The organism is Micromonospora sp. FIMYZ51 (assembly GCF_038246755.1).
Taxonomy (GTDB): Bacteria; Actinomycetota; Actinomycetes; order Mycobacteriales; family Micromonosporaceae; genus Micromonospora.
This window is the reverse complement of sequence record NZ_CP134706.1, coordinates 1409099-1434530: the sequence shown is the minus strand read 5'-3', so window position 1 is coordinate 1434530 and position 25432 is coordinate 1409099. Positions and strand designations below refer to the sequence as shown.

The 25432-nt window shown below is 72.5% G+C and carries 26 protein-coding genes and 1 pseudogene; 9 read left to right on the top strand and 18 right to left on the bottom strand.

The window, feature by feature from the left end; translation table 11 throughout:
* Positions 1–107: 107 nt before the first annotated feature.
* The 7 genes from ligA to QQG74_RS06735 form a co-directional block, all read right to left on the bottom strand.
* Complete coding sequence (gene ligA, locus QQG74_RS06765; RefSeq protein WP_341719439.1) at positions 108–2243, bottom strand: NAD-dependent DNA ligase LigA; 2136 nt, start codon at positions 2241–2243, stop codon at positions 108–110.
* A gap of 154 nt (positions 2244–2397) precedes the next feature.
* On the bottom strand, positions 2398–3414 hold the full coding sequence (locus QQG74_RS06760; protein WP_341719438.1) for an ADP-ribosylglycohydrolase family protein: 1017 nt from the start codon (positions 3412–3414) through the stop codon (positions 2398–2400).
* A 109-nt stretch (positions 3415–3523) separates the two neighbouring features.
* Complete coding sequence (locus QQG74_RS06755; protein WP_341719437.1) at positions 3524–4570, bottom strand: methionine synthase; 1047 nt, start codon at positions 4568–4570, stop codon at positions 3524–3526.
* A 77-nt stretch (positions 4571–4647) separates the two neighbouring features.
* The gene (mnmA, locus tag QQG74_RS06750; protein ID WP_341719436.1) at positions 4648–5733 is read right to left on the bottom strand and encodes a tRNA 2-thiouridine(34) synthase MnmA; all 1086 of its coding nucleotides are present in this window, start codon (positions 5731–5733) and stop codon (positions 4648–4650) included.
* Positions 5734–5853: 120 nt separating this feature from the next.
* On the bottom strand, positions 5854–7101 hold the full coding sequence (locus QQG74_RS06745) for a cysteine desulfurase family protein (protein ID WP_341719435.1): 1248 nt from the start codon (positions 7099–7101) through the stop codon (positions 5854–5856).
* A 62-nt stretch (positions 7102–7163) separates the two neighbouring features.
* Positions 7164–7829: a class F sortase gene (locus tag QQG74_RS06740; protein WP_341719434.1), complete on the bottom strand. Its 666-nt coding sequence runs from the start codon at positions 7827–7829 to the stop codon at positions 7164–7166.
* A complete protein-coding gene (locus tag QQG74_RS06735) occupies positions 7826–8656 on the bottom strand; it encodes a DUF4397 domain-containing protein (protein ID WP_341719433.1) in 831 nt (276 codons plus the stop codon). The genes QQG74_RS06740 and QQG74_RS06735 overlap by 4 nt, the downstream gene beginning before the upstream one ends.
* A gap of 229 nt (positions 8657–8885) precedes the next feature.
* Between QQG74_RS06735 and QQG74_RS06730 the strand changes: the two genes are divergently transcribed.
* Positions 8886–9488, top strand: a complete 603-nt coding sequence (locus QQG74_RS06730) for an RNA polymerase sigma factor (protein ID WP_341721151.1) — start codon at positions 8886–8888, stop codon at positions 9486–9488.
* Positions 9442–10218, top strand: a complete 777-nt coding sequence (locus QQG74_RS06725; protein WP_341719432.1) for an anti-sigma factor — start codon at positions 9442–9444, stop codon at positions 10216–10218. The genes QQG74_RS06730 and QQG74_RS06725 overlap by 47 nt, the downstream gene beginning before the upstream one ends.
* Before the next feature lie 101 nt (positions 10219–10319).
* On the opposite strand, the gene QQG74_RS06720 is transcribed toward QQG74_RS06725, so the two are convergent.
* The 4 genes from QQG74_RS06720 to QQG74_RS06705 all read right to left on the bottom strand — a co-directional run bounded on the left by QQG74_RS06720 (position 10320) and on the right by QQG74_RS06705 (position 13412).
* Positions 10320–11279: an electron transfer flavoprotein subunit alpha/FixB family protein gene (locus tag QQG74_RS06720; RefSeq protein WP_341719431.1), complete on the bottom strand. Its 960-nt coding sequence runs from the start codon at positions 11277–11279 to the stop codon at positions 10320–10322.
* Between the two features lie 12 nt (positions 11280–11291).
* Positions 11292–12071 (bottom strand): electron transfer flavoprotein subunit beta/FixA family protein, encoded by a 780-nt coding sequence (locus QQG74_RS06715; protein ID WP_341719430.1) that lies wholly within the window; start codon positions 12069–12071, stop codon positions 11292–11294.
* A 124-nt stretch (positions 12072–12195) separates the two neighbouring features.
* Complete coding sequence (locus QQG74_RS06710; RefSeq protein ID WP_341719429.1) at positions 12196–12612, bottom strand: hypothetical protein; 417 nt, start codon at positions 12610–12612, stop codon at positions 12196–12198.
* A 2-nt stretch (positions 12613–12614) separates the two neighbouring features.
* Positions 12615–13412, bottom strand: coding sequence for a GNAT family N-acetyltransferase (locus QQG74_RS06705; RefSeq protein WP_341719428.1), 798 nt, complete (start codon positions 13410–13412; stop codon positions 12615–12617).
* Positions 13413–13453: 41 nt separating this feature from the next.
* Between QQG74_RS06705 and QQG74_RS06700 the strand changes: the two genes are divergently transcribed.
* From QQG74_RS06700 to QQG74_RS06690, 3 genes and pseudogenes are all read left to right on the top strand, one after another.
* Positions 13454–13843, top strand: a complete 390-nt coding sequence (locus QQG74_RS06700) for a DUF202 domain-containing protein (RefSeq protein WP_341719427.1) — start codon at positions 13454–13456, stop codon at positions 13841–13843.
* Positions 13840–14142, top strand: a complete 303-nt coding sequence (locus QQG74_RS06695) for a DUF202 domain-containing protein (RefSeq protein WP_341719426.1) — start codon at positions 13840–13842, stop codon at positions 14140–14142. The genes QQG74_RS06700 and QQG74_RS06695 overlap by 4 nt, the downstream gene beginning before the upstream one ends.
* 30 nt (positions 14143–14172) lie before the next feature.
* Positions 14173–14553 (top strand): annotated as a pseudogene (locus tag QQG74_RS06690) (PLD nuclease N-terminal domain-containing protein); the annotation flags it as partial.
* A gap of 184 nt (positions 14554–14737) precedes the next feature.
* On the opposite strand, the gene QQG74_RS06685 reads toward QQG74_RS06690, so the two are convergent.
* Both QQG74_RS06685 and QQG74_RS06680 read right to left on the bottom strand, forming a co-directional pair.
* On the bottom strand, positions 14738–16360 hold the full coding sequence (locus QQG74_RS06685) for an acetolactate synthase (RefSeq protein ID WP_341719425.1): 1623 nt from the start codon (positions 16358–16360) through the stop codon (positions 14738–14740).
* Between the two features lie 86 nt (positions 16361–16446).
* On the bottom strand, positions 16447–17220 hold the full coding sequence (locus tag QQG74_RS06680) for an enoyl-CoA hydratase-related protein (RefSeq protein WP_341719424.1): 774 nt from the start codon (positions 17218–17220) through the stop codon (positions 16447–16449).
* Between the two features lie 100 nt (positions 17221–17320).
* Here QQG74_RS06680 and QQG74_RS06675 point away from each other — a divergent pair, with 100 nt between their 5' ends.
* Both QQG74_RS06675 and QQG74_RS06670 read left to right on the top strand, forming a co-directional pair.
* Positions 17321–17797, top strand: a complete 477-nt coding sequence (locus QQG74_RS06675; RefSeq protein WP_341721150.1) for a DUF6232 family protein — start codon at positions 17321–17323, stop codon at positions 17795–17797.
* A 123-nt stretch (positions 17798–17920) separates the two neighbouring features.
* Positions 17921–18403 (top strand): DUF6232 family protein, encoded by a 483-nt coding sequence (locus QQG74_RS06670; RefSeq protein WP_341719423.1) that lies wholly within the window; start codon positions 17921–17923, stop codon positions 18401–18403.
* A 90-nt stretch (positions 18404–18493) separates the two neighbouring features.
* Here the strand turns inward: QQG74_RS06670 and QQG74_RS06665 are convergent, their stop codons facing one another.
* Both QQG74_RS06665 and QQG74_RS06660 read right to left on the bottom strand, forming a co-directional pair.
* Positions 18494–20122: an amidase gene (locus QQG74_RS06665; RefSeq protein ID WP_341719422.1), complete on the bottom strand. Its 1629-nt coding sequence runs from the start codon at positions 20120–20122 to the stop codon at positions 18494–18496.
* On the bottom strand, positions 20119–20421 hold the full coding sequence (locus tag QQG74_RS06660) for a hypothetical protein (protein WP_341719421.1): 303 nt from the start codon (positions 20419–20421) through the stop codon (positions 20119–20121). The genes QQG74_RS06665 and QQG74_RS06660 overlap by 4 nt, the downstream gene beginning before the upstream one ends.
* Before the next feature lie 442 nt (positions 20422–20863).
* Here QQG74_RS06660 and QQG74_RS06655 point away from each other — a divergent pair, with 442 nt between their 5' ends.
* A complete protein-coding gene (locus QQG74_RS06655; protein ID WP_341719420.1) occupies positions 20864–21619 on the top strand; it encodes a hypothetical protein in 756 nt (251 codons plus the stop codon).
* A gap of 161 nt (positions 21620–21780) precedes the next feature.
* On the opposite strand, the gene QQG74_RS06650 is transcribed toward QQG74_RS06655, so the two are convergent.
* A complete protein-coding gene (locus QQG74_RS06650) occupies positions 21781–22257 on the bottom strand; it encodes a rhodanese-like domain-containing protein (RefSeq protein ID WP_341719419.1) in 477 nt (158 codons plus the stop codon).
* Between the two features lie 72 nt (positions 22258–22329).
* Here QQG74_RS06650 and QQG74_RS06645 point away from each other — a divergent pair, with 72 nt between their 5' ends.
* Positions 22330–23319, top strand: a complete 990-nt coding sequence (locus QQG74_RS06645; protein WP_341719418.1) for a helix-turn-helix domain-containing protein — start codon at positions 22330–22332, stop codon at positions 23317–23319.
* 182 nt (positions 23320–23501) lie between these two features.
* Here QQG74_RS06645 and QQG74_RS06640 read toward each other — a convergent pair whose 3' ends face one another.
* Positions 23502–24401, bottom strand: a complete 900-nt coding sequence (locus tag QQG74_RS06640) for a ribokinase (RefSeq protein ID WP_341719417.1) — start codon at positions 24399–24401, stop codon at positions 23502–23504.
* 98 nt (positions 24402–24499) lie between these two features.
* A complete protein-coding gene (locus QQG74_RS06635; protein WP_341719416.1) occupies positions 24500–25357 on the bottom strand; it encodes an ABC transporter ATP-binding protein in 858 nt (285 codons plus the stop codon).
* Positions 25358–25432 lie beyond the last annotated feature (75 nt).

The window sequence follows — 25432 nt, the reverse complement described above, 5'->3', positions numbered from 1 at the left end:
AATGAAACGCTCCTGGTGACCACTTTCCCGCCACGACAGCCACGAATCGGTCGTAGTCGTAATTAAGTTGGTATCCGGGCGAGTGCCCTGATGGGGAGGGGTACGGCTCACTCCTCGACGCGGGCCACCGCGCGGGCCGCCTCCGGACCCGCGTCGAGCAGCACCCGGAAACCCTCCTCGTCGAGGACCGGCACCTTGAGGGTGGCCGCCTTGTCCGCCTTGGACCCGGGGTTGTCGCCGACCACCACGAAACCGGTCTTCTTCGAGACCGAGCCGCTGACCTTGCCGCCCCGGGACTGGATCGCCTCGGTGGCCTGGTCCCGGGAGTATCCGCTCAGGGTGCCGGTGACCACCACCGTGACCCCCTCCAGTGGACGGGCGCCTTCCGGGACCGCCGCCTCGGCCATCCGTACGCCCGCCTCGGCCCACTTGCGGACCACCTCGCGGTGCCAGTCGACGGCGAACCACTCGCGGATGCTGGCGGCGATTGTCGGCCCGACCCCGTCGACGGCGGAGAGTTCCTCCTCGGTGGCGTTGTCGATCGCCTCGATCGAGCCGAACTGCCGGGCCAGGGCCTGCGCGGCGGTCGGCCCCACGTGCCGGATGGAGAGCGCCACAAGCACCCGCCACAGGTCACGCTGCTTGGCCACGGCCAGGTTGTCGAGCAGCTTGACCGCGTTGCTGCCGAGGCTGCCGTCCTTGTTGACGAAGAACGGCGAGCCGGCCAACTGCTCCGCGTCGAGCGAGAACAGGTCGCCCTCGTCGGCGATGATCTGCGCGTCGAGCAGCGCGGCGGCGCTCTTGTAACCGAGCGCCTCGATGTCGAACACCTTCCGCCCGGCCAGGTGGAAGACCCGCTCGCGCAGCTGCGCCGGGCAGCTACGCGAGTTGGGGCAGCGGATGTCGACGTCGCTCTCCTTGGCCGGGGCCAGCGGCGTGCCGCAGGCCGGGCAGTGCGCCGGCATCTTGAACGGCTCCGCATCGGGTGGACGCAGGTCGACCACGGGGCCGAGCACCTCGGGAATCACGTCGCCGGCCTTGCGGATCACCACCGTGTCGCCGATCAGCACCCCCTTGCGCTCGACCTCACGGGCGTTGTGCAGGGTCGCGTACGCGACGGTGGAGCCGGCCACCTTTACCGGTTGCAGCACGGCTCGGGGGGTGACCCGCCCGGTACGCCCGACCTCGACCTCGATGTTGAGCAGCTTGGTGTTGACCTCCTCCGGCGGATATTTGAAGGCGATCGCCCAGCGGGGTGCCCGGCTGGTCGAGCCGAGCCGGCCCTGGATCGGCACCGGATCGACCTTCACCACCACCCCGTCGATCTCGTGCTCGACGTCGTGCCGGTGCTCGGCGTAGTGCGCGATGTAGTCCCGGACGCCGGCCAGGTCAGGCACCACCCGCCACCGGTCGCTGGTCGGCAGGCCCCAGGCGCGCAGGGCGGCGTACGACTCGGACTGGGTGACCGGCTGGTAGCCACGGCGGGCGCCGATGCCGTGCACCACCAGGCGCAACGGTCGGGACGCGGTGATCCGGGGATCCTTCTGCCGGAGGCTGCCGGCGGCGGCGTTGCGCGGGTTGGCGAAGGGAGCCTTGTCCTGCTCGACCAGGCTGGCGTTGAGGTCGGCGAAGCCCGCGACCGGGAAGTAGATCTCCCCGCGCACCTCGATGAACTCGGGGACCGGGCCGTACTCCGCGGAGTCGGTGAGCCGGCTCGGCACGTCCCGGATGCTGCGGACGTTTGCCGTGACGTCCTCGCCGGTGCGGCCGTCACCCCGGGTCGCGGCCCGGACCAGCCGGCCCTGCTCGTAGGTCAGGTTGATCGCCAGCCCGTCGACCTTCAGCTCGCACAGGTAGGGCACCGGACCACCGGCGTCCCGCTCGACCCGCTCCGCCCAGGCGGCCAGCTCCTCGTCGGCGAAGGCGTTGTCCAGCGACATCATCCGCTCGGCGTGGTCGACCGGGGTGAAGTCGGTGGAGAAGGTGCCACCCACGCGCTGGGTCGGTGAGTCGGGCGTACGCAGCGCCGGGAACTCCTCCTCCAGCGCTGCCAGCTCGCGCAGTTGCCGGTCGAACTCGGCGTCGGAGACGGTCGGTGCGTCGAGCACGTAGTAGCGGTACTGGTGCTCGGTCAGCTCCTGGCTGAGCGTGGCGTGCCGCTCCCGCGCCTGCGGGCTCGGCTCGGCTCCCGCCGCCGCCTCCTGCGCCGCGCTGACCTGCTGAGGAATCGCTTCCTCGGACACCCTGCCGTCTTCGGACACCGCTGCCGCCCTCCCGTGATCACGCTACCCAGAACCGTAGCGGTCGGGCCTGACAACCGTGGCCTGGCCCGCCAGTGACCAGGTACGCGACGCGGCGGAGGAACGGCTCGTCGCCGTCGGTCCGGCCCGCGCGACGCTACCGCTCCCAGGTGATCGCGAGAGTGGTCAGCTGGTCGGCGTACTCGATGCGGTCGGCCCACTCCCCCGGCCAGGCGGCCATGCCGTGCGCGGCACCGACGAACGCGCCAGCGAGAGCGGCGATGGAATCGGAGTCACCGGCGGTACGGGCACCCCGGGCGAGCGCGCCGACCGGATCGTCGGCGTGTCGGACGGCGCAGTAGAGCGCGGTCGCGAGGGCCTCCTCGGCGATCCAACCCTCCCCGGTACGCCGGCACGGGTCACCGCCGTCGTCCGGCGCGGCCAGCGCCATGCTCAGCCGGCGCAACGCCGCCCGGCACTCGTCCCAACCGATGGCGATGAACTCCTCCGGCGTTGCGGCACCCGCCCGCCGCCACAGGTCGTCGAGCCAGTCGGCCCGGTAGACGGTGCGCTGCTGGTGGGTACGCGCGACGAGCAGGTCGGCCAACTCCGCCAGCGTGGCGCCGTCGACAAGCAGCCGCACGGCGTACGCGGTCAGCTCGCTGGCGGCCAGGCCGGTGGGGTGCCCGTGGGTCAGCCCCGCCTGGAGCTGGGCCAGCCCGGCGAGGGTGTCGAGGTCGACGTCGAGCAGCCCGATCGGGGTGACCCGCATGTTGGCCCCGCAGCCCTTCGAGCCGACCACCGTGGCCTGCTGCCACGGCACGGCCCGGGACAGTTCGGCACAGGCCCGCAGGCAGGTCATCCCCGGCGCGCGGTTGTTGTCCGGGCTGGCCGCCCAGGCCAGGAAGCGCTGCCGCAGCAGTGGCTCCACCGTCTCGGCGGCGTATCGGGGCGCGTCGTGCAGCGCCCACCCCACCGCGAGCGCCAGCTGGGTGTCGTCGGTGACCAGCGCCGGGTCGCCGGCCAGGTCCCGAGGGCCGGCTGGACCGTACCGGCGGTCGATCTCGGGGACACTGAGGAACTCCGTGGGCTTGCCCAGGGCGTCACCGTAGGCGAGACCGAAGAGCGAGCCGGCGGCCCGGCGGCACGAGGAGTCGATCACGCCCGCGATCATGCCGTGCCGCCGCAAGCCCACGCGCTCGCCGCTGCCGACTGTTCCGTCCCGGCCGAGGCCGCACGGGTGGCCGCCCGGGTCGGCGACACACCGGCACGACCGGGGAAGCTCACTCCTCGAACAACCGGCGGCCAGCGTCGCGGCAGGCCGTGAGGACCGCCCGGGCGTCCGCCGGAGTGGCCCCGGCCAGGCCACAGGCGGGGGTGACCACCACCTGTTCGGCGAGTCGGCTGCGCGGGAAGCCGAGACGGTCCCAGAGGGTGCGTACCCGGTCGGCGACCTGTGCGGAGGTCGGTGCGCGACCGGTCGACGGCGGCCGGGTTCCGGCTGCACCGCTTCGACCGGGACCGGTCGGCGGGATGGTCGGTGCGGCGCCGGCCAGCAGCCCGAGCCCGGCGTCGATCGCCTCGCCGAGCGGGTCGAGCTCGGTGACCAGACTCAGGTCGAGCGCGACGCCGACCGCACCGGCGGTCCGGATCAGGTCCACCGGCACGTCCGCGGCGCAGCAGTGCACCACGGTCGGCACCCCGGCCGCCGCGATGACCGCGCTCAGCAGCGAACGAGCGTCCGCCTGGTCCATCGCCCGGTAGGTGCCGAGGCCGCTCTCGGTCGGTATCCGTCCGGCGAGCACCGCCGGCAGGGCCGGCTCGTCCAGCTGGAGCAGCACGGACGCCCGGGGCACCCGGCGGGTGACCGCCTCGACATGGCCACGCAGTCCCTCGGCGAGCGAGCCGGCCAGGTCGCGGACCGCGCCGGGATCGCGCAGCATCCGGCCGCCGATCGGCAGCTCCACCGAGGCGGCCAGGGTGAGCGGGCCGGCCGCCTGGATCTTCAGCGGGCCGGCGTACTCCTCGGCCTGCTCGGCGAGTTGGTCGAGGTCGCGTTCCATCAGGTCACGTGCGCGGCGCAGATCCTTGCCGGGGCGCGGGGCGATCCGCCAGCGGGCGGCGTACAGCTCCACCGGCAGCTCGACGAGCAGGCCGCCGGTGCGGCCGATCAGGTCGGCCCCGGGGCCGCGCGCCGGCAGCTCCGGCAGGTGGGGCAGCGCCGGCAGTTCCCCGAGCACCACCCGCTGTGCCTCGGCGATGTCGGTGCCCGGCAACGACCCGATCCCGGTCGCCGCACCCGCTGGCCATGGCCACACCTGATCACTCACGGCCGAAGCGTACCCAGCCACTTGTTGATCAAAAGGTTCGCGTCTGGATTCCGCCGCCCGGAGACGAAACTTCTTGATCAGCTCGAAGCGGGGGTGGTGATGGTCGCGGAGCCGAGGACGATGTCGCCGGCCGGATCGGGGCGGTAGGCGACGATCGCCTGGCCGGCGGCGACGCCACGAACCGGGCGGCGCAGCTCGGCGTGCAGGCTGTCGGCGGTCACCGTCACGGCGGCGGGGACGACCACGCCATGGGCGCGCAGTTGCACCTCACACTCGATGGGCGCGCTCGGGCGGGGGGCACCGGTCCAGATCGGGCGGGTGGCCCGGACCTCGGCCACCTCCAGCGCCTCGGCCGGGCCGACGGTCACCGTGTTGGTCTTCGGGGTGATCGAGAGCACGTACCGCGGCCTGCCGTCCGGAGCCGGGCGGTCCAGGTGCAGCCCGCGCCGCTGGCCGACGGTGTAGGCGTACGCACCGGCATGCTGGCCCACCACGGCACCGGTGGTCGCGTCGACCACGTCACCCGGCGTCTCGCCGAGCCGCTGGGCCAGGAAGCCCCGGGTGTCCCCGTCGGCGATGAAGCAGATGTCGTGCGAGTCCGGCTTGTCGGCGACCGCCAGGCCCCGGCTCGCCGCCTCCTGGCGGACCTGCGCCTTTGTCGAGTCGCCGAGCGGGAAGATCGAACGGTCCAACTGCTGCCGGGTCAGCACGGCCAGCACGTACGACTGGTCCTTGGCCTCGTCGACACTGCGGCGCAGCAGGCCGTCGGGGCCGAGCCGGGCGTGATGGCCGGTGACCACGGCGTCGAACCCCAGCGCCACCGCCCGGTCCAGTACGGCGGCAAACTTGATCTTCTCGTTGCAGCGCAGGCACGGATTCGGGGTACGTCCGGCCGCGTACTCGGCGACGAAGTCGTCGACCACGTCGGCGTGGAACTGGTCGGCCATGTCCCACACGTAGAACGGGATGCCGAGCACGTCGGCCGCGCGCCGGGCGTCACGGGAATCCTCAAGCGTGCAGCAGCCCCGCGCGCCGGTGCGATAGGTCTGCGGGTTACGTGCCAGCGCCAGGTGCACGCCGGTGACGTCGTGGCCGGCCTCCACCGCCCGCGCTGCCGCCACGGCGGAATCCACTCCGCCGGACATCGCCGCCAACACCCTCACCCGGACCACGCTCCCTTCGTCAGTCGAGCCTATCTCTGCCCGCGTCCACCCCGCGCGGCCCTCATGGCCCAGCGACGAACCCCGCCGATCTTGCACTTACCGTCGCCGATTTACCCCCCTTCACGGCTTTTGCCGCGACCAAAAGTGCAAGATCGGCGGGGTGGGGGTGGGGCAGGGGCAGCGGGGGTGGGGGTCAGCGGGGGTGCGCAGGGCGGCGGCGCGGCGGGCGCGGTCGACGGCCGCCGGGAGGGCGGCGATGAGCGCGTCGATGTCGGCGGCGGTGCTGGTGTGGCCGAGGGAGAAGCGCAGCGAGGAGCGGGCCCGGTCGTCGTCCGCGCCCATCGCCAGGAGCACGTGCGAGGGCTGGGCCACCCCGGCCGAACAGGCCGAACCGGTCGAGCAGGCGATGCCCTGAGCGTCCAGCAGGAGCAGCAGGGCGTCCCCCTCGCAGCCCGGGAAGGAGAAGTGCGCGTTGCCCGGCAGGCGGTCGGTCGGATCGCCGTTGAAGACGACCTCCGGTACCGCCTGCCGGACCCGCCGGACCAGGTCGTCGCGGAGCGCGGCGACCCGGGCGGCGTACTCCTGCTGGCCCTTGACCGCGGCCTCGACGGCGACCGCGAAGGCGACGATGCCTGCGGCGTCCAGGGTGCCCGAGCGCACGTCGCGTTCCTGCCCGCCACCGTGCAGCAGCGGTACGGCGGCGACGTCCCGGGCCAGCACCAGCGCGCCGACCCCGACCGGGCCGCCGAGCTTGTGACCGGTCACCGTGAGCGCGGCGACCCCACTGGCCGCGAAGTCGACCGGGACCTGGCCGACCGCCTGGATGGCGTCGGTGTGAAACGGCACGCCGTACTCCGTGGCCACGGCGGCCAGCTCGCCGATCCGCTGCACGGTGCCGACCTCGTTGTTTGCCCACATCGCGGTGATCAGGGCGACCCGGTCGCCGTGCTCGGCCAGTTCGGTGCGGAGCGCGTCGGGTTCCAGCCGGCCGGCACCGTCGACCGGCAGCCAGCCCACCTCCGCCTCCTCGTGCCGGCTCAGCCACTCCACCGCGTCGAGCACGGCGTGGTGCTCGACGGCGCTGGAGACCACCCGGCCCCGGCGGGCGTCGGCGTCCCGGCGGGCCCAGAAGATGCCCTTCACCGCGAGGTTGTCGCTTTCCGTACCGCCCCCGGTGAAGATCACCTCGGACGGTCGGGCGCCCAGCGCGGCGGCCACCCGCTCCCGCGACTCCTCCACCCGCCGCCGGGCACGCCGACCGGACGCGTGCAGGGAGGACGCGTTGCCGACCTCGCGGGCGGTCGCGACGTACGCCTCGAGTGCCTCGTCGAGCATCGGCGTGGTCGCGGCATGATCCAGGTAAGCCATCACGGTTCAGCCTAACGACCGCGCCCGCGCCGACCGCAGACCGGATAACCGGATGCCAAAGGTCAGACCGGTTCGGCGGTCACGACGATGTTGTCGCGGTACCGACGGGCCTCGGCGTCGAACGGCCCGCCGCAGGTGATCAGGGTCAGTCGGGGCCGACCGTCGCGGGCGAAGTAACGCTCCAGCGGGATCTTCGTCTTGTCGTACTCCTCCCGGGCCACGACCCGGTAGGTCCGCTCGACGCCGTCCGCACCGGTGGCCGTCAGGGTGTCGCCCGGGGCGAGTTCACGCAGCCGGTAGAAGGCGCCCTTGCCCTGCTCCGCGCTGTCCACGTGCCCGGCGATCACCACCGAGCCGGTCTCGGCCGCCAGCCCGGGGCCGTAGCGGTACCAGCCGATCTGGTCCACGCTGGGCGGCACCTCGAACTCCCCGGTGCGCTCGTTCACGCCGACGGGGTTGACCTGCGCGACGACCTTGATCCCGGGGATCCGCAGCCGGACCGGAGGCACCGTTTCGGCGTCGCCGGGAAGCGTGCCGGGAGCCACTGCCACGGACGGTGCGGCGCCCGGTGTCCCGGCGACCGACGGACTCGCCTCGGCCAGCGCGGCGGCCTGCTCGGCGCCGACGTCTCCCGCCGGCCGGGACACCACGGCCAGTACGGCGGCGACGGCGAGCGCGGCGGCGCCGGCGGCAACCGCCGCCAGCGCCCCACGGTTGACGACGGTCACCGACGACCGGACCTGACGACCGCCGCCCGCGCCCCGCCCGCGACCAGCAGCAGGACCCCGGCGCCCGCCAGCGCGTACCACCAGGCACCCAGGCCGGTGTCGGCCTGCCCGCCGGTGCCGCTCGGCACGCCGGAGGGCGCCGAGTGCAGGCCGGTGATGGTCTGCGCCACGACGGCCAGGTTCTCCGCCTCGGCGGAGCCGATGGCGTAGACGATCGTCGCGGTGCCCTCCCGCAGGTTGAGCTCGGCCGGCCCGATCGCCACCGTCTCGGTGCCGGCGAGCACCACGTCCGCCGAGACACTGCCCGCGTCCACGTCGGCCTTGGCCTCGTTCGGGTTGGTCAGGTCCTCGAAGACCGGGCTGCCGCCGGCTCGCACGTCCACTGCCGGGGCGGCGGCGGTGTGCCGGACGATCAGCCGGGCCTTACCGGCGTCGAGCTTCGCGGTGTCGTTGACGAACGGAGTGATCTTGGGCTGGCCCTCGGCGTCGAGGTGGGCGGCGAGGCTGATGTTCGCCCCGCCCGGCACCTCGGCGTCGTCCACGGTGAGGATGGCCGCATCGAGCGGCTCGCCGGGCTTGGTCAGGGCGATGTCGTACGCGCCCTCCGCCAGGTCCAGCGGGCCGGCCACGTCGCCGGGCGCGAAGTTCTCAAGCGTCTTCTCACCGTTCACGTACACGTCGACCGGAGTGTCCGGGATGCCGTGCACGACGGAGACCTTCGAGCTGGCGGCGTACGCGGGAGTCGCCGTCGCGATGCCGGTGCCGACCAGGGTCAGCGCGGCGACCGCGCCACCGGCGGCAATCCGGCGAAGGTACCCGAACCGCATGTCTGCCTCCTGATGGTTCGTACTGGTTCGTTGGTGTTGCTGGCACCCCGAGTTACGCCGGCAGGTCGCCGCCTGGATGCGACTGGATGGGACTTTCTTTTCTTCGTTCCGACTGCATCCGGCGGACGGGTTGCCGACGAAGTGAGGTCGAGGAGCTACTGGGCTGACAGAGGGGACGGCACCGGTGCGAGCTACAGTCGGGCATGCCCCCAACCAGGCGAACTGTCCCGTGACCGGGACCCGGCCGGAGCCGGGAACACCCGAGGACGACCTCGCCGACCGGTTCCGCCACGGCGACGAACTGGCGTTACGCGAGGCGTACGACCGCTACGGCCGCGCCGTTCTCCATCTGGCCACCAGCACCCTGGTCAATCGCAGCGACGCGGAGGACGTCACCCAGGCCACCTTCGTCGCCGCCTGGCTCGGCCGGGACACCTTCGATCCGACCAAGGGCTCCCTGGTCGGTTGGTTGCTCGGGATCGGCCGGCGCAAGGTCGTGGACCGGCTGCGGTCGGCGACCCGGGAGAACCGGGTGACCGAGGCGGTACGCCAGCTGCCCGAGCCGGCGGCCACCGCGACCGACCCGGATGTCGTGGTGGACCGGCTGGTGGTCGCCGACGAACTCGCGCGGCTCCCCGCCGACCAGCGACGCATGCTGGAGTTGGCGTTCTTCGACGACCTGACCCACCAGCAGATCGCGGCGGTGACCGGAGTGCCGCTCGGTACCGTCAAGAGTCACATCCGCCGCGGCATGGCGAGCCTGAAGCGCAGATGGGAGGTGGACGGTGCCGCACCTGGAGCACGATCGACTGGTCTTTCTGGCACTCGGTGAGAGCGAGGCGGACGAGGTCGACCGCAGCCACCTCGACGTCTGTTCGCACTGCCGGGGGGAGTTCGAGAAGCTGCGGCACGTCGCCGGTCTCGGCGCCGCCACCCAGGGGCTGCGCCACCTGCCCGACCCGCCGGAGCACGTCTGGCAGGGCATCACCGCCGAGATCCGGGCCGCCCAGGAACTGCCCGCGCTTACTGCCGACCGGCGGCAGCGACCGCCCGCTCCCCGCGACGGTGGCGCCCCGACCACCGCCGGCCCGGCCGCACAGGTCCGGCCACGACGGGTGCCGCGCTGGGCGACGACCGTGGTCACGGCGGTGGCCGCCGCCGTCCTCGGGGTGGTCGGCACCGCCGCCGTGCTGGCTGGGCGCTCGGCCGAGCCCGGCCCGCCGGAGCAGCAGACGGTGCTGGCCAGCGCTGCGTTGGTCGCCTACGGCAGCACCCCGCCGCAGGCCCGGGGAGACGCCCGGGTGCTTGACAGCGGCGAGCTTCACCTGCATGTGGCGAATCTCCCGGCGGTGCCGGGGTACTACGAGGTCTGGCTCATCAACCCGCAGAACATGGAGATGTTCTCGATCGGCGTGCTCGGCACCGGCTCCGACGTGTTGCTCCCGCTGCCGCCCAACGTCGACCTCGGGCAGTACTCTGTTGTCGACATCTCGGCCGAGCAGTACGACAACAACACCGCCCACTCCGGGGACAGCCTGGTGCGGGGCTCCTTGACGGGCTGATCGGCGGGCCGGATCAGCTCCCCGGCCCGCCGATCAGCTCCCTTCGGCACGAGACGACGAGGCCGCCGCCCGACATCCGGGCGGCGGCCTCGACGCGTACGTCACTTGCGCTTGCGGATCTCCTCGGCGGCCTGCGGCACGATCTTGAACAGGTCACCGACCACGCCGTAGTCGGCCAGTTCGAAGATGGGCGCTTCGCCGTCCTTGTTCACCGCGACGATGGTCTTCGAGGTCTGCATGCCGGCCCGGTGCTGGATCGCGCCGGAGATGCCCAACGCGATGTACAGCTGTGGGGAGACGGTCTTGCCGGTCTGCCCGACCTGGAACTGGTGCGGGTAGTAGCCGGAGTCGACCGCGGCCCGGGACGCGCCGACCGCCCCGCCGAGCAGGTCGGCCAGCTCCTCGACCAGCTTGAAGTTGTCCGCGTTACCGACCCCACGGCCGCCGGAGACGACCACCCCGGCCTCGGTGAGTTCCGGGCGGGAGCCCTTCTGCTCGGCCACCCGCTCGACCACCCGGGCCAGCTTGTCGGTGTCGGTGACGGTGACGGTGAGCTGCTCGACCGCGGCGCTGGCCGCGGCCGGCGTCGGGGTCACCGAGTTCGGTCGGACGGTGACCAGCGGCAGGCCCCGGGTGACCTTGGACTTCACGATCGTCGAGCCGGCGAAGACCACCTGGGTGGCGGTGCCGTCGGCGGCCAGGTCGACCACGTCGGTCAGGATGCCGTTGTCCAGCTTGACGGCCAGTCGGGCGGCGATCTCCTTGCCCTCCTGGGAGGACGCGAGCAGCACGGCGACCGGCTGCACCCGCTTGACCAGGTCAGCGACCACGGTGGCCTTCGGCGCCACCAGGTAGTCGTCGATCTGGTCACCCTCGGCGGCGTAGATCTTCTCGGCCCCGTACTCGCCCAGCTTGCCGGCGAGCGCGTCGGCGGCGCCGGCACCGCCGAGCACCACCGCGGACGGGCTGCCCAGCTGCCGGGCCAGGGTCAGCATCTCCAGGGTGACCTTCTTGACGCCGAACTCCCGGGTGGCTTCGACGACGACGAGAACCTCAGACATATCCCCCACCTCTCACACGAACTTCTCGGTGGCGAGGAACTCGACCAGCTGTACGCCGCCGGAACCCTCGTCGGTCACCTTCACGCCGGCCGAGCGCGGCGGACGCTTGCTGTGCTCCACCACGACGCTCGTCGCCCCGGCGGCGCCCACCTCGTCGGCGGCCACGGCCAGGTCGGCCAGGGCCAGGGTCTGCACCGGCTTCTTCTTGGCGGCCATGATGCCCTTGAACGACGGGTAGCGCGGCTCGTTGATGGTGTCCCACACCGACACGATCGCCGGCGTCGAGGCGGTCACCACCTCGTAGCCCTCCTCGGTCTGCCGTTCCACCGTAAGCGTGCCGCCGTCGACGGTGAGCTTGCGGGCGCCGGTAAGCGCCGCGATTCCGAGCCGCTCGGCCAGCATGTGCGGCAGCACCTGCACCCGGCCGTCGGTCGACTCCGACCCGCACAGCACCAGGTCCGCGTTGAGCTGACCCAGCGCCGCGGCGAGCACCTTGGAGGTGGCCACCGCACACGAACCGTGCAGCGCGTCGTCCACCACGTGCACCGCCTTGTCCGGGCCCATCGACAGCGCCTTACGGATCGACTCGGTCGCCCGATCCGGACCCATGGTCAGGATGGTCACCTCGCCGCCGTGCGCTTCCTTGATCTTCAACGCCTCTTCGATGGCGTACTCGTCCATCTCGTTGATGACGTTGTTCGCCGAACCGCGGTCGACAGTGTTGTCGTCAGGACGCAGGTTGCGGTCCGCGCCCGAATCGGGCACCTGCTTGACGAGTACGACGATATTCATCGCGCTTCGACGACCCTCCTGCTGTGGTGGTGTGATCATTCACCCGGTCTGTGGGCCGCAGCCTCGCTCCTGAGCCACCGTTAGGTCAACCACGAGCCGCTGTGCGGTTGCCCACGGCGCAATGTTACCTGCCAGTAGCATCCGCGCCCAGCGCACCCCTGACCCGGTCGATGGCCTCGGCCTCGGCGGGACTGACGCCGTCGTGAGCCCGCGCCGTGCGATCGGCGGCAGCCAGCACCACCGAGCGGTACACCGGCACCTCCTCCGGTGCCTTCTCGGTCAGGATCTCCACCGCCCGGCGCAACGCCGGCAGCGTCACCGACTCGATGTCCGCCGCCGAGTCGCGCGGCAACCTCGGCAACGGCCCACTTGTCAACGCCTCCTTCACCACGCCACTGGCGTCGGTCATCACCCCGGCGGCAGCGAAGCTCTCCCGGAACAGGGCGAGTATCCCCGGGTCGGCGTTCACGACCAGGAACACCGCGCCGAAGGCGCCGGTCTTGAGGGTCAGTTTCTCCTCGTCCGTCAGCCGGTGCGCCATGATCACGGAGTGTAGACGTAGGGCGTCGTGGTGGTGACCGGGACGAGCCCGAGTCGTCCCAGCAGCGGACGGCTCTCGGCACCGGCGTCGACCTGCAACATGGTCCGGCCACGCTGCCCGGCGAGCCGGGCCCGATAGGTGACGAGCGCCCGGTAGATGCCCTGCCGCCGCCACTGCGGCCGGGTCGAACCACCCCAGAGGGTGGCGAACGTGGTGCCGGCCGGATACCGCACCCAGCCCGCGCTGACCACCGTCTCGTCCGCTTCGGCCACCACGACCGTGATCGCCTGCGGATCGGCGGTCATCTCCCGCTCCAGCCCCTCGGCCAGGCCGGCGAGGTCGTGACCCCACAGCTCGGTCTCCAGCTCCGCGATCCGGTCCAGGTCCGCCCGGGTGGTCACCTCCCGCAGGCGTACGCCATCGGGCACCACCGGCAACGCGGAGGCCAACGGCGCGACCGGACCGACAAGCACGCTCTCCTCGTCCTCGGGCACGAAACCCGCGGCGCGCAGCCGCTGCGGCAGGTCGGCCGGCTCGTCGTGGCCGTGCAGCTTCCACTCCACCGGCTCACCCCGCTCCCGGAACACCGCCACCTGGCGGCCGATCAGGTCGTCGAGTTCGGCGCCGCCCAGGCCGCCGAGGTCGCGGTAGGTCACCAGGCCCCGGTCGTGGCGGCCCAGCACCCGGAACAGCGGACCGTCCGACTCCACCTCGACGCCGTCCGGCACCGGGTCGGGCAGGCCCGGCCGCAACTGGGTGTCGTACGCCGATCGCAGCGTCAACTCGTCAAGATCCGTCATGTCTCCAGGCTATTCCCGCTGTGCACCGGATAATCACCACCGTGTGGCAAGGGATCAAGAACTGGTTCGACCCCGAGGAGCTGCGGTCGGTGGGCACCACCCCCGACTACCGCTTCTCACTGGCCAACGAGCGCACCTTCCTGGCCTGGCTGCGTACCGGACTGGCACTGGTCGCCGGCGGGCTGGCCGCCGCGCAGTTCCTACCGAAGCTGCCGATGGTGCACCTGCGCGAGGCGATCGCGGTGAGCCTGCTGCTGCTCGGCGGCACGGTCGCGATCCGGGCGGTCGACCACTGGGCGCGTACCGAACGGGCCATCCGGCTCGGCCGGGAGCTGCCCGCGTCCCGCTTCCCGGCGGTGCTCGCCCTCGTCGTCGGTCTCGGTGCACTGCTGCTGGTGGTGGCGGTGCTGGCCGGCGCGATCAACGGATGACCGGTACCCGCGACCCCGGGCTCCAGCCCGAGCGGACCCGGCTGGCCTGGCGGCGGACCGCCCTGGCCATGACGGTCGTGACCCTGCTGACCGTCCGGCTGGCCTTCACCGGCGGCCCTGCCGGCGCGCTACCGGCCGCGCTGGCCATCCTCGGTTGGGGCGGCGTCGTCGCGCTCTGCTGGCGACGGGCCACCGGCACCGGCCGGCCCCGCACGGGCGGTCGCACCCTGGCCACGGCAGGTCTCGCCGCCGCCGGATTCGCCCTGATCGGCGTGGTGCTGGTGCTGCGCGGACTGTGACCACTGTCCCGGGTAGGCCATGATGGGTACATGGCCCGGCTCTACATCCTCCTCTTCGTGGTGCAGGTAGTCCTCGCCGTCTGCGCCCTGATCAGCTGCCTCTCGGCCGAGGAAGACGACATCCGTCATCTGCCCCGGATCGCCTGGGTGCTGATCATCCTGTTCTTCCCGCTGGTCGGCTCGATCGCCTGGTTCCTCGCCGGACGCGAACGCAAGGCGGTCGCCGGTGGCCCGTGGGCGGGCAGCCGTCCCGCCCCGCACCGGCCGGCCCGGCCGGTCGCACCCGACGACGACCCCGAGTTCCTGCGCTCGATCGAGGAACGTTCCCGCCAGGAGGACCAGGAGCTCTTCCGGCGCTGGGAGGAGGATCTCCGCCGCCGCGAGGACGATCTACGCAAGCGCGAGGGCGACCCACCCCGCGAAGAACCCCGCCCTAACCCACCCCCACCCCACCCCCGGCCCCCGCCCCCGCCCTCTCGCGTTGATCATGAGGTTAGCGGCAGTAGTCGATCTTCAAACTGCCGCTAACCTCATGATCAACGCGGCGGGTGAGGGTGGGTGGGGGCCGGGGTGGGGTGGGTGGGGTGGGGTGGGGTTAGGCGAGGTTTGAGGAGCGGGGGTAGGCGTCGGTGGGGTCGGTCAGGACGTTGACCAGGTAGGGAACGCCGGCCTCGAAGGCGCGGTGCAGGGCCGGGCCGAGGTCGGCGGCCTTGGCGACCGTCTCACCCGCACCACCGAGCGCGCTGACCACCTGGTCGTAGCGCAGCTCGGGTTGAAGGTCGGCGGCGACGTCGTAGCCGTACATGGCATGCATCGGGTGCTTCTCCAGACCCCAGATGCCGTTGTTGCCGACCACGATGACCACCGGCAACTGCTGCCGGACCAGGGACTCCACGTCCATCAGCGAGAAGCCGGCGGCACCGTCGCCCATCAGCACGCAGATCTGCCGGTCCGGGTGGGTGACCCGGGCACCCATCGCGTAGCCCATGCCGGTGCCGAGGCAGCCGTACGGGCCGGGGTCGAGCCAGGTGCCGGGCTGGGCCGGCTCCAGGTAACGGCCGGCGTACGAGACGAAGTCGCCGCCGTCGCCGATGGTGATCGCGTCACGGGCGAGCACCTTGCGCAGCTCGCCGTAGACCCGGGCCGGCCGGATAGGGTCCGTCTCGGCGGCCATCTCCTCGGCGTCGCGCGCCTTCGCGGCATCCTCGGCGGTACGCAGCTGCGCGACCCAGTCACCGTGGTCGGTCCGGTCGCCGGGGTACTCGGCCAGCGCGGTGAGGATGCCGCGCAGGTCACCAGCGGGTGCCACGGCCGGCTGCACGTGCGAGGCGCGCTGGCTGGGCGCGTCGACGATGTGCACCACCTTGGCGTCGCCGAAGTCGCCGAAGGACAGCCGGAAGTCCAGCGGGGTGCCCACCACCACGACCACGTCGGCGCCGGAGAGGGCCACCCGGCGGGCCTTGGCGAAGGCCAGCGGGTGCTCGGGCGGCAGTGCGCCCCGGCCCATGCCGTTGGTGAAGACCGGCACGTCGAGGGCCTCGGCGGCGGCACGCAGGGCGTCCACGGCGGCACCGGCGTAGACGTCGGAGCCGGCGACGATGACCGGACGCGCCGCGCCGGCGATCAGCGCGGCGGCACCGGCCACCTCGTCGGGATCGGCCTCGATCGCAGCGATGGCCGGGCCGGCGGGTGCCTCGGCGTCGCCGGTGGAGAAGATCGCTTCGAGCGGGAAGTCGAGGAAGACCGGGCCACGGTGCGGGGTGAGCGCGGCGTCCAGCGCGGCGGCGACGGCCCGGGGGATGTCGTCGGCGCCGAACACCGTCTCGGCGTGCTTGGTGACCGGAGCGACAAGTGGCAGGTGGTCCATCTCCTGGAGGCTGCCCGAACCCCAACGGAACTGCGGGGCCCGCCCGCCGAGCACCAGCACCGGTGAGGCGTTGAAGTACGCGCTGGTCAACCCGGAGATGCCGTTGGTGACGCCGGGGCCGGCGGTGAGCACGGCGAGACCGGGGCGGCGCTGGAGCTTGGCCACCGCCTCGGCGGCGAAGACGGCGGACTGCTCGTGCCGGACGTCGTAGATCGGGAACCCGGTCTTGTGCGCGGCGTCGTAGAGCGGAAAGACGTGCCCGCCGGAGAGGGTGAACATCTCCCGCACCCCGTACGCGCGCAGCGCCGCGAGGGCGAGTTCTCCACCGTGGCCTTCGATCCGCTCCGTCATGCCCGCTCCCTCTCGTCGCCCTCGTCGCCCTCGTCGCTCGACCGGAGTCACACGCTACTGGCCGGTAAGGGGAATGTGAACCTTCCTCACCGGCCGGTGAAGTCCGGCTTGCGCTTCGCCACGAACGCCGCCATTCCCTCCCGCCGGTCGTCGGTGGCGAACAGCGCCGCGAAGAGCTGGCTCTCCCAGGCCAGACCCGAGTTCAGGTCCATCTCCAGGCCGCCGTCGACAGCCAGCTTCGCCGCGCGCAGCGCCTGCACCGGGCCGTTGACGTACGGCTGCACCAGCGCCACCGCAGCGTCGTAGACCTCACCGGCCGGGGCCACCCGGTCAGCCAGGCCGATCCGCAGCGCCTCCTGCGCGTCCACCATCCGACCCGACATGATCAGATCCTTGGCGCGGGCCGGACCGACCAGCCGGGCCAGCCGCTGAGTGCCACCGGCACCGGGGATGATGCCGAGCTTGATCTCGGGCTGACCGAGCTTGGCGTCCTCGGCCACCACCCGCCAGTCACAGGCCAGCGCCAGCTCGCAGCCGCCGCCGAGGGCGTAGCCGGTGATCGCGGCGACCACCGGCTTGGGGATCCGGGTGATCGCGCCGAGCGCGCTGGACAGGTCGGCCGCCCGGTCGGCCATGTCCACGTAGGACATGTCGGCCATCTCCTTGATGTCCGCACCGGCGGCGAAGACCTTCTCCCCGCCGTACACGATCACGGCGTGGACCTCCGGGTCGGCGGTGGCCGCCGTCGCGGCGGCGCGCAACTCCTCCTGCACCTGGGTGTTGAGGGCGTTCATCGGTGGCCGCGCCAACCGGATGGTGCCGATGCCGTCCCTGGTCTCCAGCCGCACGAACTCGCCCACGCTGACCCTCACTTCCTCGTCGAAGTCGTCTGCCAACCTTACGGCCAGCCGGCAGCGACACGTAGTCTGGCTGCCAGTCCCACGACCCGGAGCTCCCGTGATGGTCACGTACTACGACGACAGGTCCGTGCAGGTCACCTCCGTCGCCGTCACCGTCGACGGCGACTCCTACCCGCTGGCCGAGATCACCGATCTCTGGCATCACCGGGGCCGCCTCTCCTGGCGGGTCCTGGCCGGTCGCGGCGCGCTCGCCGGGGCGATGATCGGACCCGTGGTGGCCGCCGTCGCAGGCATCGCGCTCGCCGTCTGGCTCGACGGGTCGGCGACCGTCACCGTCGCCATCATCGGCGTGTCGATCCTGATCGGGCTGGCCGCCGGCCCGATCGCCGACCAACTCTTCGAGTACTTCGACCGCTCGTACGCCCGGGGCAGCCGCCCCCGGGAGGTCTGGATCCGCTGGCGGGGCCACCCCGTCCGGCTCCTGCGCACCCCCGACGCCCTACGCTTCGGCCAGATCTACCGCGCCCTGCAACGCGCCCTCGAAGCCACCCAGATGCAAGGAAGGGCCCCCTATTAACGCCTGCGGTATAGCACGGGCCCCTTATTAACAAAGCACCCCCTCCGATTGACAAAGCCACCCCCTCCGAGTCCAGCGGTCATCCGACCGGCACAGGTTGCCCGGAGATGGTTAGGCTTAGTGATGGTCCTCTATTACCGGGACGACGCGGTGCAGGTCACCTCGGACGCGATCCGGGCCGGTGGGCAGGTCATTCCGATCGACGAAGTCACCTACGTCTGGCATCAGAAGGGACGCACCACACTGGCCGTACGGGGTCGGGTGCTCGGTCGGGGCGTACTGGTGCTGCTGCTCTCGCTGCCACCGCTAGTCGCGCTGGTCTGCGTACTCTCGCTGGCCTGGTCGGCCCAGGACCGGGGCGAGTGGCTGCCGGCCCTGGTCGTGCTGGTGGCCTGCGTGGTCATCGCGCTGGCGCTGACGCCCTTCCTGGAGATCCCGCTCGGCTGGCTGGATCGCTCGTACGAGCGCGGCAGCCGGGTGCACGAGTTGTGGGTGCAGTACCGGGGGCAGCAGGTGATGTTGCTAGACACCCCGGACGCGCTGCGCTTCGGGCAGATCTACCGAGCGGTGCAGCGGGCCGTGGAGCACGACACGCCGGGCGGATGACGCCCCCGGCCGCAAGGGTGGCCGGACCCGCGGACGGGCCCGGCCACCATCAGTACCCTCGGCGACACCGGCAACAGCACCGGCGGTCGCTCACTGGGTGAGCTCGGCGACCTGCTCAGCGGTCAACCGCGGCACGTCCGCCGCGGCGCGCTGCGTCGCGGCGGCGGTCGGCGGATCGGCCGGCCGCCGCAGGTGCCAGTCCGTCACCGCCTGGTACGCGGCGACCACCGACAGCAGCCGGGCCTCGGCGTACGGGAGGCCACCGAGAATGGTGCCGATCGGCACCCCGGCGGCGGTGGCGCCGATCGGGAAGGCGATCTCCGGCAGGCCGAGGATGTCGAACGGCACCGGTCCGGTCTGCACCACCACGTCGCACTTGTCGAAAAGCTCGTCGAGCACCCGTTCCAGCAGCACCAGCTTGGCCCGCTGGCCGGTGATGAACTCGTTGCTCCCCAGCAACGCCCCCTGCAACCAACTGGTCACGGAGACCCCGAAACCGCGCAGGTCCGTACGCAGGTACGGCATGAACGGCTCGCTGCGCTCCGGCAGGCGGATGTTGTTGAACGTGGTGCCGGTCAACTCGTTCCAGCCCTCGGGCAGGGCGACGTCGACAAGCGTGACGCCGGGAATCGCGGCAAGCTGAGCCAGGTACGCCTGGCGAGCCAGCGCGGTCGCCGAGGTGCCGTTGGCGAAGCCGGGCAGCACCCCGATCCGGCTCTTCCAGCGCAGCTTGACCCGGTGTCCCTGGTACACCGGGGTCGCCGCGTCGATCAGGTCGGGCACCTCGGGCAGCCCCTGGCTGCGCGGGTCGGCGGGATCCTCGCCGGCCATCGCGGTCAGCATGATGGCGGCGTCCTTGGCGTCGCGGGCCACCGGACCCGGATGGTCGCGGGTGTAGCTGAGCGGGATGATGCCGGCCGCCGAGACCCGGCCCATGGTCGGCTTGAGCCCGGTCAGGTTCTGCGCGTTGGCGGGGGCGGTGATCGAGCCGCCGGTCTGGGTGCCGATACCCGAGGTGGCCATCCGGCCGGCCACCGCCGTCGCGGTGCCGGTGGACGACCCACCCGGGTCGGTGTTGCGGTTGGTCGGCGTCCAGGCGTTGACCGTGGTGACGACACCGGCCGGGGTGGTGGCCCGGGTGGTCGCCAACGGCCCCATCTGGGTCTTGCCGAGCACGATCCCGCCGGCCGCGGTCAGCCGGGCCACCGCCGTCGCGTCGTACGGCGGCCGGAAGTCCTGGAACAGGAAGGAGTTGGCGGTGGTGGGCACCCCTTCGGTGTAGAAATTGTCCTTGATGGCCAGCGGGATGCCGTGCAACGCGCCGCGTCGGGGCCGGCGGCGGGCGTCCCGCGCCGCCGCCAGCGCCGCGTCGGCGAGCACCAGGTTGAAAGCCTGATAAACGCCGTCGTACGCGGTGACACGCGCCAGGTACGCCTCGACCAACTCCTCCGGGGTGAGCTTGTTGGCCCGGATGAGCCAGGCCGCCTCGGCGATGGTGAGTTCGGTCGGGTCGGCGACAGCCTCTGGACGTGGCTTGACGTAGGCGCTGGGGCGATCCAGCGCCTTCTTCGCGGCCCGGGCGTTCGCCGCCGACGGGCTCGCTGCGGCCACTGCGGGAAGCGCGACCGTGGTGCCCACCGCGGAGGCCGTGGCAAGCGCGGCGGCGCGGGCCAGGAACGCCCGCCGATCGATCGAGCGGTCGAGTGGTTGAGCGCTCATGCCTTCCGCCATTCGGTGCTGTTCGCCGGGTACAGGATCGGCACCCGCTGCTGGGACAGCGCCTTCGCGGTGTCCGGGTCGGCCGCATCGGGTGTTGGCAACTGGTACGCGGCCAGCGCCACCACGGTGCCGCGCAGGAAGGAGCGCAGTGAGGCGAGCACCGAGTCGCGGCCCGGCGAGCCGGTTTCCGGGTCGGCGGCGGTGCCTGGCGGAAGTTGGTCGAGGTCGATGCCGAGCGCGGCGAGCCGGGCCCGGATCAGGGTGTTCAACTCAGCATCGGTTGGCGGAGTAGGCGCCATGGTGCTCCTCCAGGTGCTCATCGATGATGTTCGTGATCCACAGTGACCTGAAGCTAGGCGGCCCACCGCCAGCAGGGCTTACGACATCCATGGAATTGAGCAACATTTGATTCTGGCTCCGCGCCCGCCGGTCGAGGCGGGGTCTGACGTTCGCGGCCGAGCCGCACGCCGGGTGGTGGACACCGCGAGCCGACGGCGGCGCGGCACCCGGCCCGGCAGCGCGGCACCCGGCCCGGCAGCGCGGCACCCGGCCCGGCAGCGCGGCACCCGGCCCGGCAGCGCGGCACCCGGCCCGGCAGCGCGGCACCCGGCCCGGCAGCGCGGCACCCGGCCCGGCAGCGCGGCGCGCTGGTGCCGGGGTTGTCCGGCTTACCGGGGCCGCCCGACGCGCTGGTGCCGGGGTCGTCCGGCGTACCAGGGCCGCTCGGCGCACACTTGACCCATGGCGATCCCCCTTCCCCGGCCGACCGCGGTCGTCGGTCTCACCCGTTCGGCCTTCGACTCGGCCGCGTCCTTCGCTGCGATCCCGGGCCGCGCCTTCGCGGTGCTCGACGGGGTGGAGGCGCTGCTGACCCGGATCAACGGCGTGGTGGACCGGGTCGAGCAGACCCTCGACCGGACCGATCAGCTGCTCGCCGACGCCGACGTGGCGGTCCGCGAGGTCGCCGTGATCAGTGCCGCCGCCACCGCCGCGGTGGAGAACGCGGCCGAGGTCACCGCCGCCGCGACCGCCGTGATCGGCGAGGCCGAGCAGGTGTCGAGCGCCGCCGGGGTGGTGGTCGCCACCGCCGACCGGGTGGCCCGGGCGGCGGCCGGTGTGATCGACACTGCCCAGTCGGTGGCCGGCCGGGCCGCCGAGACGGTGGGGGTCGCGGCCGAGGCGGCGAGCACCGCCGCCGAACTGCTTGCCGCGTACGAGCCGGCGTTGCGGCGGGCCGCACCGATGGCGAAACACTTCATCGAGCAGCTCAGTCACGAGGAGGTGACCGCGGCCGTTCGGCTGGTCGACGAGTTGCCCAAGCTGCGGCAGCACCTGACCTCGGACGTCCTGCCGATCCTGGCCACCCTGGACCGGGTCGGCCCGGACCTGCACGATCTGCTCGACGTCACCCGGGATCTCAAGCTGGCCGTGGCCGGCATCCCCGGCCTGGGCATGCTCCGGCGGCGGGGCGAGAAGATGAGCGACGAGACCGGCTGACGTGGACCTTCCGGCGGTCGCGACCAACACCCTGGGTCGATCGGTCGCGACCAACACCCTGGGTCGATCGGTCGCGGCCAACACCCTGGGTCGATCGGTCGCGACCAGCACCCTGGGTCGATCGGTCGCAGCCAGCACCCTGGGTCGCGGTCGGTGCCGGTTCAGCAGTCGCAGCCAGCGGCGGTGCAGGCGGCACCGGCGGGACGCGGCGCGGTGAGGTCGTCCACCGGGCGGTGGATCCGCCCAGCGGGGGTGACCACGGGCAGCCCTTCCCGGACCCAGTACTCGTACCCGCCCCGCATCTCCTTGACGGGATAGCCGAGCCGGGCGAACTCCAGCGCGGCCCGGGTGGCGCCGTCGCAGCCGGGACCCCAGCAGTAGGTGACCACCCGCGCCCCGGCCGGCACCGTACCGGCAGCCGCCGCGACGATCCGGGCGGTGGGCAGGTGTACGGCACCCGGCAGGTGGCCCTGCTCCCAGGCGACCGCACTTCGCGAGTCGACCACCACCAGGTCGGGCGCCGCAGCGGTGAGGTCGGCGTGCACATCGGCCACGTCGGTCTCGAAACGCAGCCGGGCGAGGAAGTGGCGAACGGCGGCGGCCGGTTCGGCGGCCGGCACGGCGAAAGCTCTGGTCATGCCCGTGATCATGGTTCGGCAGGCGGTGGGCGGGCCAGTGGCGGGAACGACGTACTCCGCTAACATCCCGCCATGGCTCCGGTCGAGCGCAGCGTCGCCGTGCTCGCGTACCCCGGGATGTCGGTCTTCGAGACCGGGATCGTCACCGAGGTCTTCGGGCTGCCCCGCCCCGAACTCGGCGTGCCCTGGTACGACCTGCGGCTCTGCGCCGAGCGACCAGGCCCGGTCCCGGTGCTCGGCGGCGCCAGCCTGCACAGCCCGTACGGCCTGGACGTGCTGGCCGCCGCCGCGACGGTGATCGTGCCCGGGGTGCCCGACGTGGCCGGTGTGCCGTCGCCGGAGCTGGTCGCCGCGCTGCGCCGAGCGCACCGCGACGGCGCCCGGATCCTCTCCATCTGCTCGGGCGCGTTCGCCCTGGCCGGTGCCGGCCTGCTCGACGGCCGACGGGCCACCACCCACTGGCGGTACGCGGACCTGCTGGCCCGCCGCTACCCGGCGGTGACGGTCGACGCCGACGTGCTGTACCTGGACGACGGCGACATCCTCACCAGCGCCGGCAGCGCGGCCGGTCTGGACCTCTGCGTGCACGTGGTCCGACGCGACCACGGCGTGGCGGTCGCCAACGCGGTGGCCCGCCGGCTGGTGATCCCGCCGCACCGCGACGGTGGCCAGGCGCAGTTCATCGAGGCGCCGGTGACCGTGGGGCCGGACGACGACCGGATCGCCGGCAGCCTCGCCTGGGCGCTGGCGCACCTCGCGGAACCGGTCACCGTGGCACGGCTGGCCCGGCAGGCGCACATGTCGACCCGTACCTACCTGCGGCACTTCGCGCGGGCCACCGGCACCAGCCCGATCCGGTGGCTGGTCGAGCAGCGGATCCGGGCCAGCCTGGCGCTGCTGGAGACCACCGACGCACCGATCGGGCAGATCGCGTCGGCGGTCGGCTTCGACACCCCGGTCACGTACCGGCACCACTTCGCCCGGGCGATGCGGACCTCGCCCTCGGCGTACCGCCGGGCCTTTCGGGCCGACCGGGGTGGCCCGCCTACGCGCGGCGACTGAGCAGCGCATGCCGCCGGCTGCCGGGCCTTCGGAGCGACCAGCGTGACCTGCCTACGCGCGGCGACTGAGCAGCTCATGCCGCCGGCTGCCGCCGGGCCTCTCGGCGACCGGGGTGACCCCGCCGGCTGGGCAGCTCACGCCGCTGGCCGCCAGCGTTCGGCTCGGCCGGGGCGGCGGGGCGGTCAGGGCGCTGGTACGTACAGTTCGTCGATCTCGGGGCGGCCGGGCAGTGACACGCTCGCGCCGAGCCGGCGGACGCAGGCCGCGCCGGCCGCCGCGGCCCAGCGCACCGCGTCGACCAGGTCGCGACCCTCACCCCAGGCCACGGCGAGCGCGCCGGTGAACGCGTCCCCGGCGGCGGTCGAGTCGACCGTGTCCACCGGTACGGCGGGCACGTGCACGGCGGTACCGTCCCGGTCGCCGTACCAGGCACCCTGCCCACCCAGGGTGAGTACCGCCCGGGGCACCAATTCGAGCAGCGCCTGCGGGTCCTCCCGGCCGCGCCCGGTGTACGCCTGCGCCTCGTTCTCGTTGACCACCAGCAGATCCACAGCGGCCCACAGTTGCGGCGGGAGCGGGACGGCGGGTGCCGCGTTGAGCACCACCCGGGTGCCTGCGGCCTGGGCGGCCACTGCGGCCTCGGTCACCGTCTCGATCGGGATCTCCAACTGCGCGACCAGGACGTCGGCGTCGCGTATCACGGCGAGTTCGGGCTCGGTGAGCGCAGTCATCGAGGCGTTCGCACCCGGCGTCACCAGGATCGCGTTCTCGCCCTCGGCATTTACCATCACCAGGGCCACCCCCGAGCCACCGTAGGTGACGCGCAGGTGACTGGTGTCGACACCGGCGGCGGTGATCCGGCCGCGCAGCGTGACGCCGAACGAATCCGAGCCGATCGCACCGAGAAACACGCATTCGGCACCCGAGCGGGTCGCGGCGATGGCCTGGTTGGCTCCCTTGCCACCGGGCACCATGACGAAGTCGGTGCCGAGCATGGTCTCGCCCGGCCGGGGCAGGGCCGGGGCGGTGGCGACCAGGTCCATGTTGGCGCTGCCCACCACGACGACGCGGGGCTGTCGCACGATGGCCTCCCGGGGTGTACGGCGATTTGCCGGCGCGGCGGCCGGTTTGTTAAAAGGGGGCCCTTCCTCTACACCAGGCGTTAATAAGGGGCCCTTCCTTACACATCTGCGCGGGCGGTGTAGCGGGCGCCGGCCCGTTCGACGAGCAGCGGCAGGCCGAAGGTCTTGGTCAGGTTGTCGGGGGTGAGGACGTCCGCCAGCAGTCCCTGGGCCATCACGGTGCCCTCGCGCAGCAGCAGCGCGTGGGTGAAGCCGGGCGGGATCTCCTCCACGTGGTGGGTGACCACCACAAGCGCCGGGGCATCCGGGTCCTGCGCCAGCTCGGCGAGGCGGGCCACCAGCTCCTCCCGGCCACCCAGGTCCAGCCCGGCCGCTGGCTCGTCGAGCAGCAGCAGCTCCGGGTCGGTCATCAGCGCGCGGGCGATCTGCACCCGCTTGCGCTCGCCCTCGGACAGGGTGCCGTACGCCCGGTCGGCCAGGGAGCCGACGCCGAGCTGGTCGAGCAGCAGGCGGGCGCGGGCCTCGTCGGCCGGGTCGTAGCTCTCCCGCCAGCGGCCGACCACCGACCAGGCCGCGGTCATCACCACGTCACGGACCCGCTCGTCGGCGGGCAGCCGCTCGGCGAGCGCGGCGGTGGACAGCCCGATGCGGGTACGCAGTTCGTTGACGTCGGTCCGGCCGATCCGCTCGCCAAGCACGTGCGCGGTGCCGGTGGTGGGGTGCAGCCGCCCGGCGGCGAGGTTGAGCAGGGTCGTCTTGCCGGCCCCGTTGGGTCCCAGCACCACCCAGCGTTCGTCCAGTTCCACCCGCCAGTCGACGTCGTGCAGCAGGGCGGTGCCGGACCGGCGTACGCCGACGCCGTCGAGGCTGACCACCAGATCCGCGTCCACGGGCGAGGGGGCGGGTGCGGCACCGGCGGCGCCGGGGATCAGGTCACCAGTCACCTGCCCATCCAATCACGCACGGCCGGGCGGTCCCCACCGGCGTACGAGGTGGCCGTATGGTGAGGCGCCGTGTCGTTGCTCACCCCA

Coding starts and splice junctions, on each gene's coding strand:
- QQG74_RS06665 (WP_341719422.1), bottom strand. CDS start 20,122: ATGAGCGCTCAACCACTCGACCGCTCGATCGATCGGCGGGCGTTCCTG.
- QQG74_RS06655 (WP_341719420.1), top strand. CDS start 20,864: ATGGCGATCCCCCTTCCCCGGCCGACCGCGGTCGTCGGTCTCACCCGT.
- QQG74_RS06685 (WP_341719425.1), bottom strand. CDS start 16,360: ATGACGGAGCGGATCGAAGGCCACGGTGGAGAACTCGCCCTCGCGGCG.
- QQG74_RS06695 (WP_341719426.1), top strand. CDS start 13,840: ATGACCGGTACCCGCGACCCCGGGCTCCAGCCCGAGCGGACCCGGCTG.
- QQG74_RS06660 (WP_341719421.1), bottom strand. CDS start 20,421: ATGGCGCCTACTCCGCCAACCGATGCTGAGTTGAACACCCTGATCCGG.
- QQG74_RS06675 (WP_341721150.1), top strand. CDS start 17,321: ATGGTCACGTACTACGACGACAGGTCCGTGCAGGTCACCTCCGTCGCC.
- QQG74_RS06745 (WP_341719435.1), bottom strand. CDS start 7,101: ATGGCTTACCTGGATCATGCCGCGACCACGCCGATGCTCGACGAGGCA.
- QQG74_RS06705 (WP_341719428.1), bottom strand. CDS start 13,412: ATGACGGATCTTGACGAGTTGACGCTGCGATCGGCGTACGACACCCAG.
- QQG74_RS06670 (WP_341719423.1), top strand. CDS start 17,921: ATGGTCCTCTATTACCGGGACGACGCGGTGCAGGTCACCTCGGACGCG.
- QQG74_RS06710 (WP_341719429.1), bottom strand. CDS start 12,612: ATGGCGCACCGGCTGACGGACGAGGAGAAACTGACCCTCAAGACCGGC.
- QQG74_RS06715 (WP_341719430.1), bottom strand. CDS start 12,071: ATGAATATCGTCGTACTCGTCAAGCAGGTGCCCGATTCGGGCGCGGAC.
- QQG74_RS06735 (WP_341719433.1), bottom strand. CDS start 8,656: ATGCGGTTCGGGTACCTTCGCCGGATTGCCGCCGGTGGCGCGGTCGCC.
- QQG74_RS06645 (WP_341719418.1), top strand. CDS start 22,330: ATGGCTCCGGTCGAGCGCAGCGTCGCCGTGCTCGCGTACCCCGGGATG.
- QQG74_RS06720 (WP_341719431.1), bottom strand. CDS start 11,279: ATGTCTGAGGTTCTCGTCGTCGTCGAAGCCACCCGGGAGTTCGGCGTC.
- QQG74_RS06650 (WP_341719419.1), bottom strand. CDS start 22,257: ATGACCAGAGCTTTCGCCGTGCCGGCCGCCGAACCGGCCGCCGCCGTT.
- QQG74_RS06760 (WP_341719438.1), bottom strand. CDS start 3,414: ATGATCGCGGGCGTGATCGACTCCTCGTGCCGCCGGGCCGCCGGCTCG.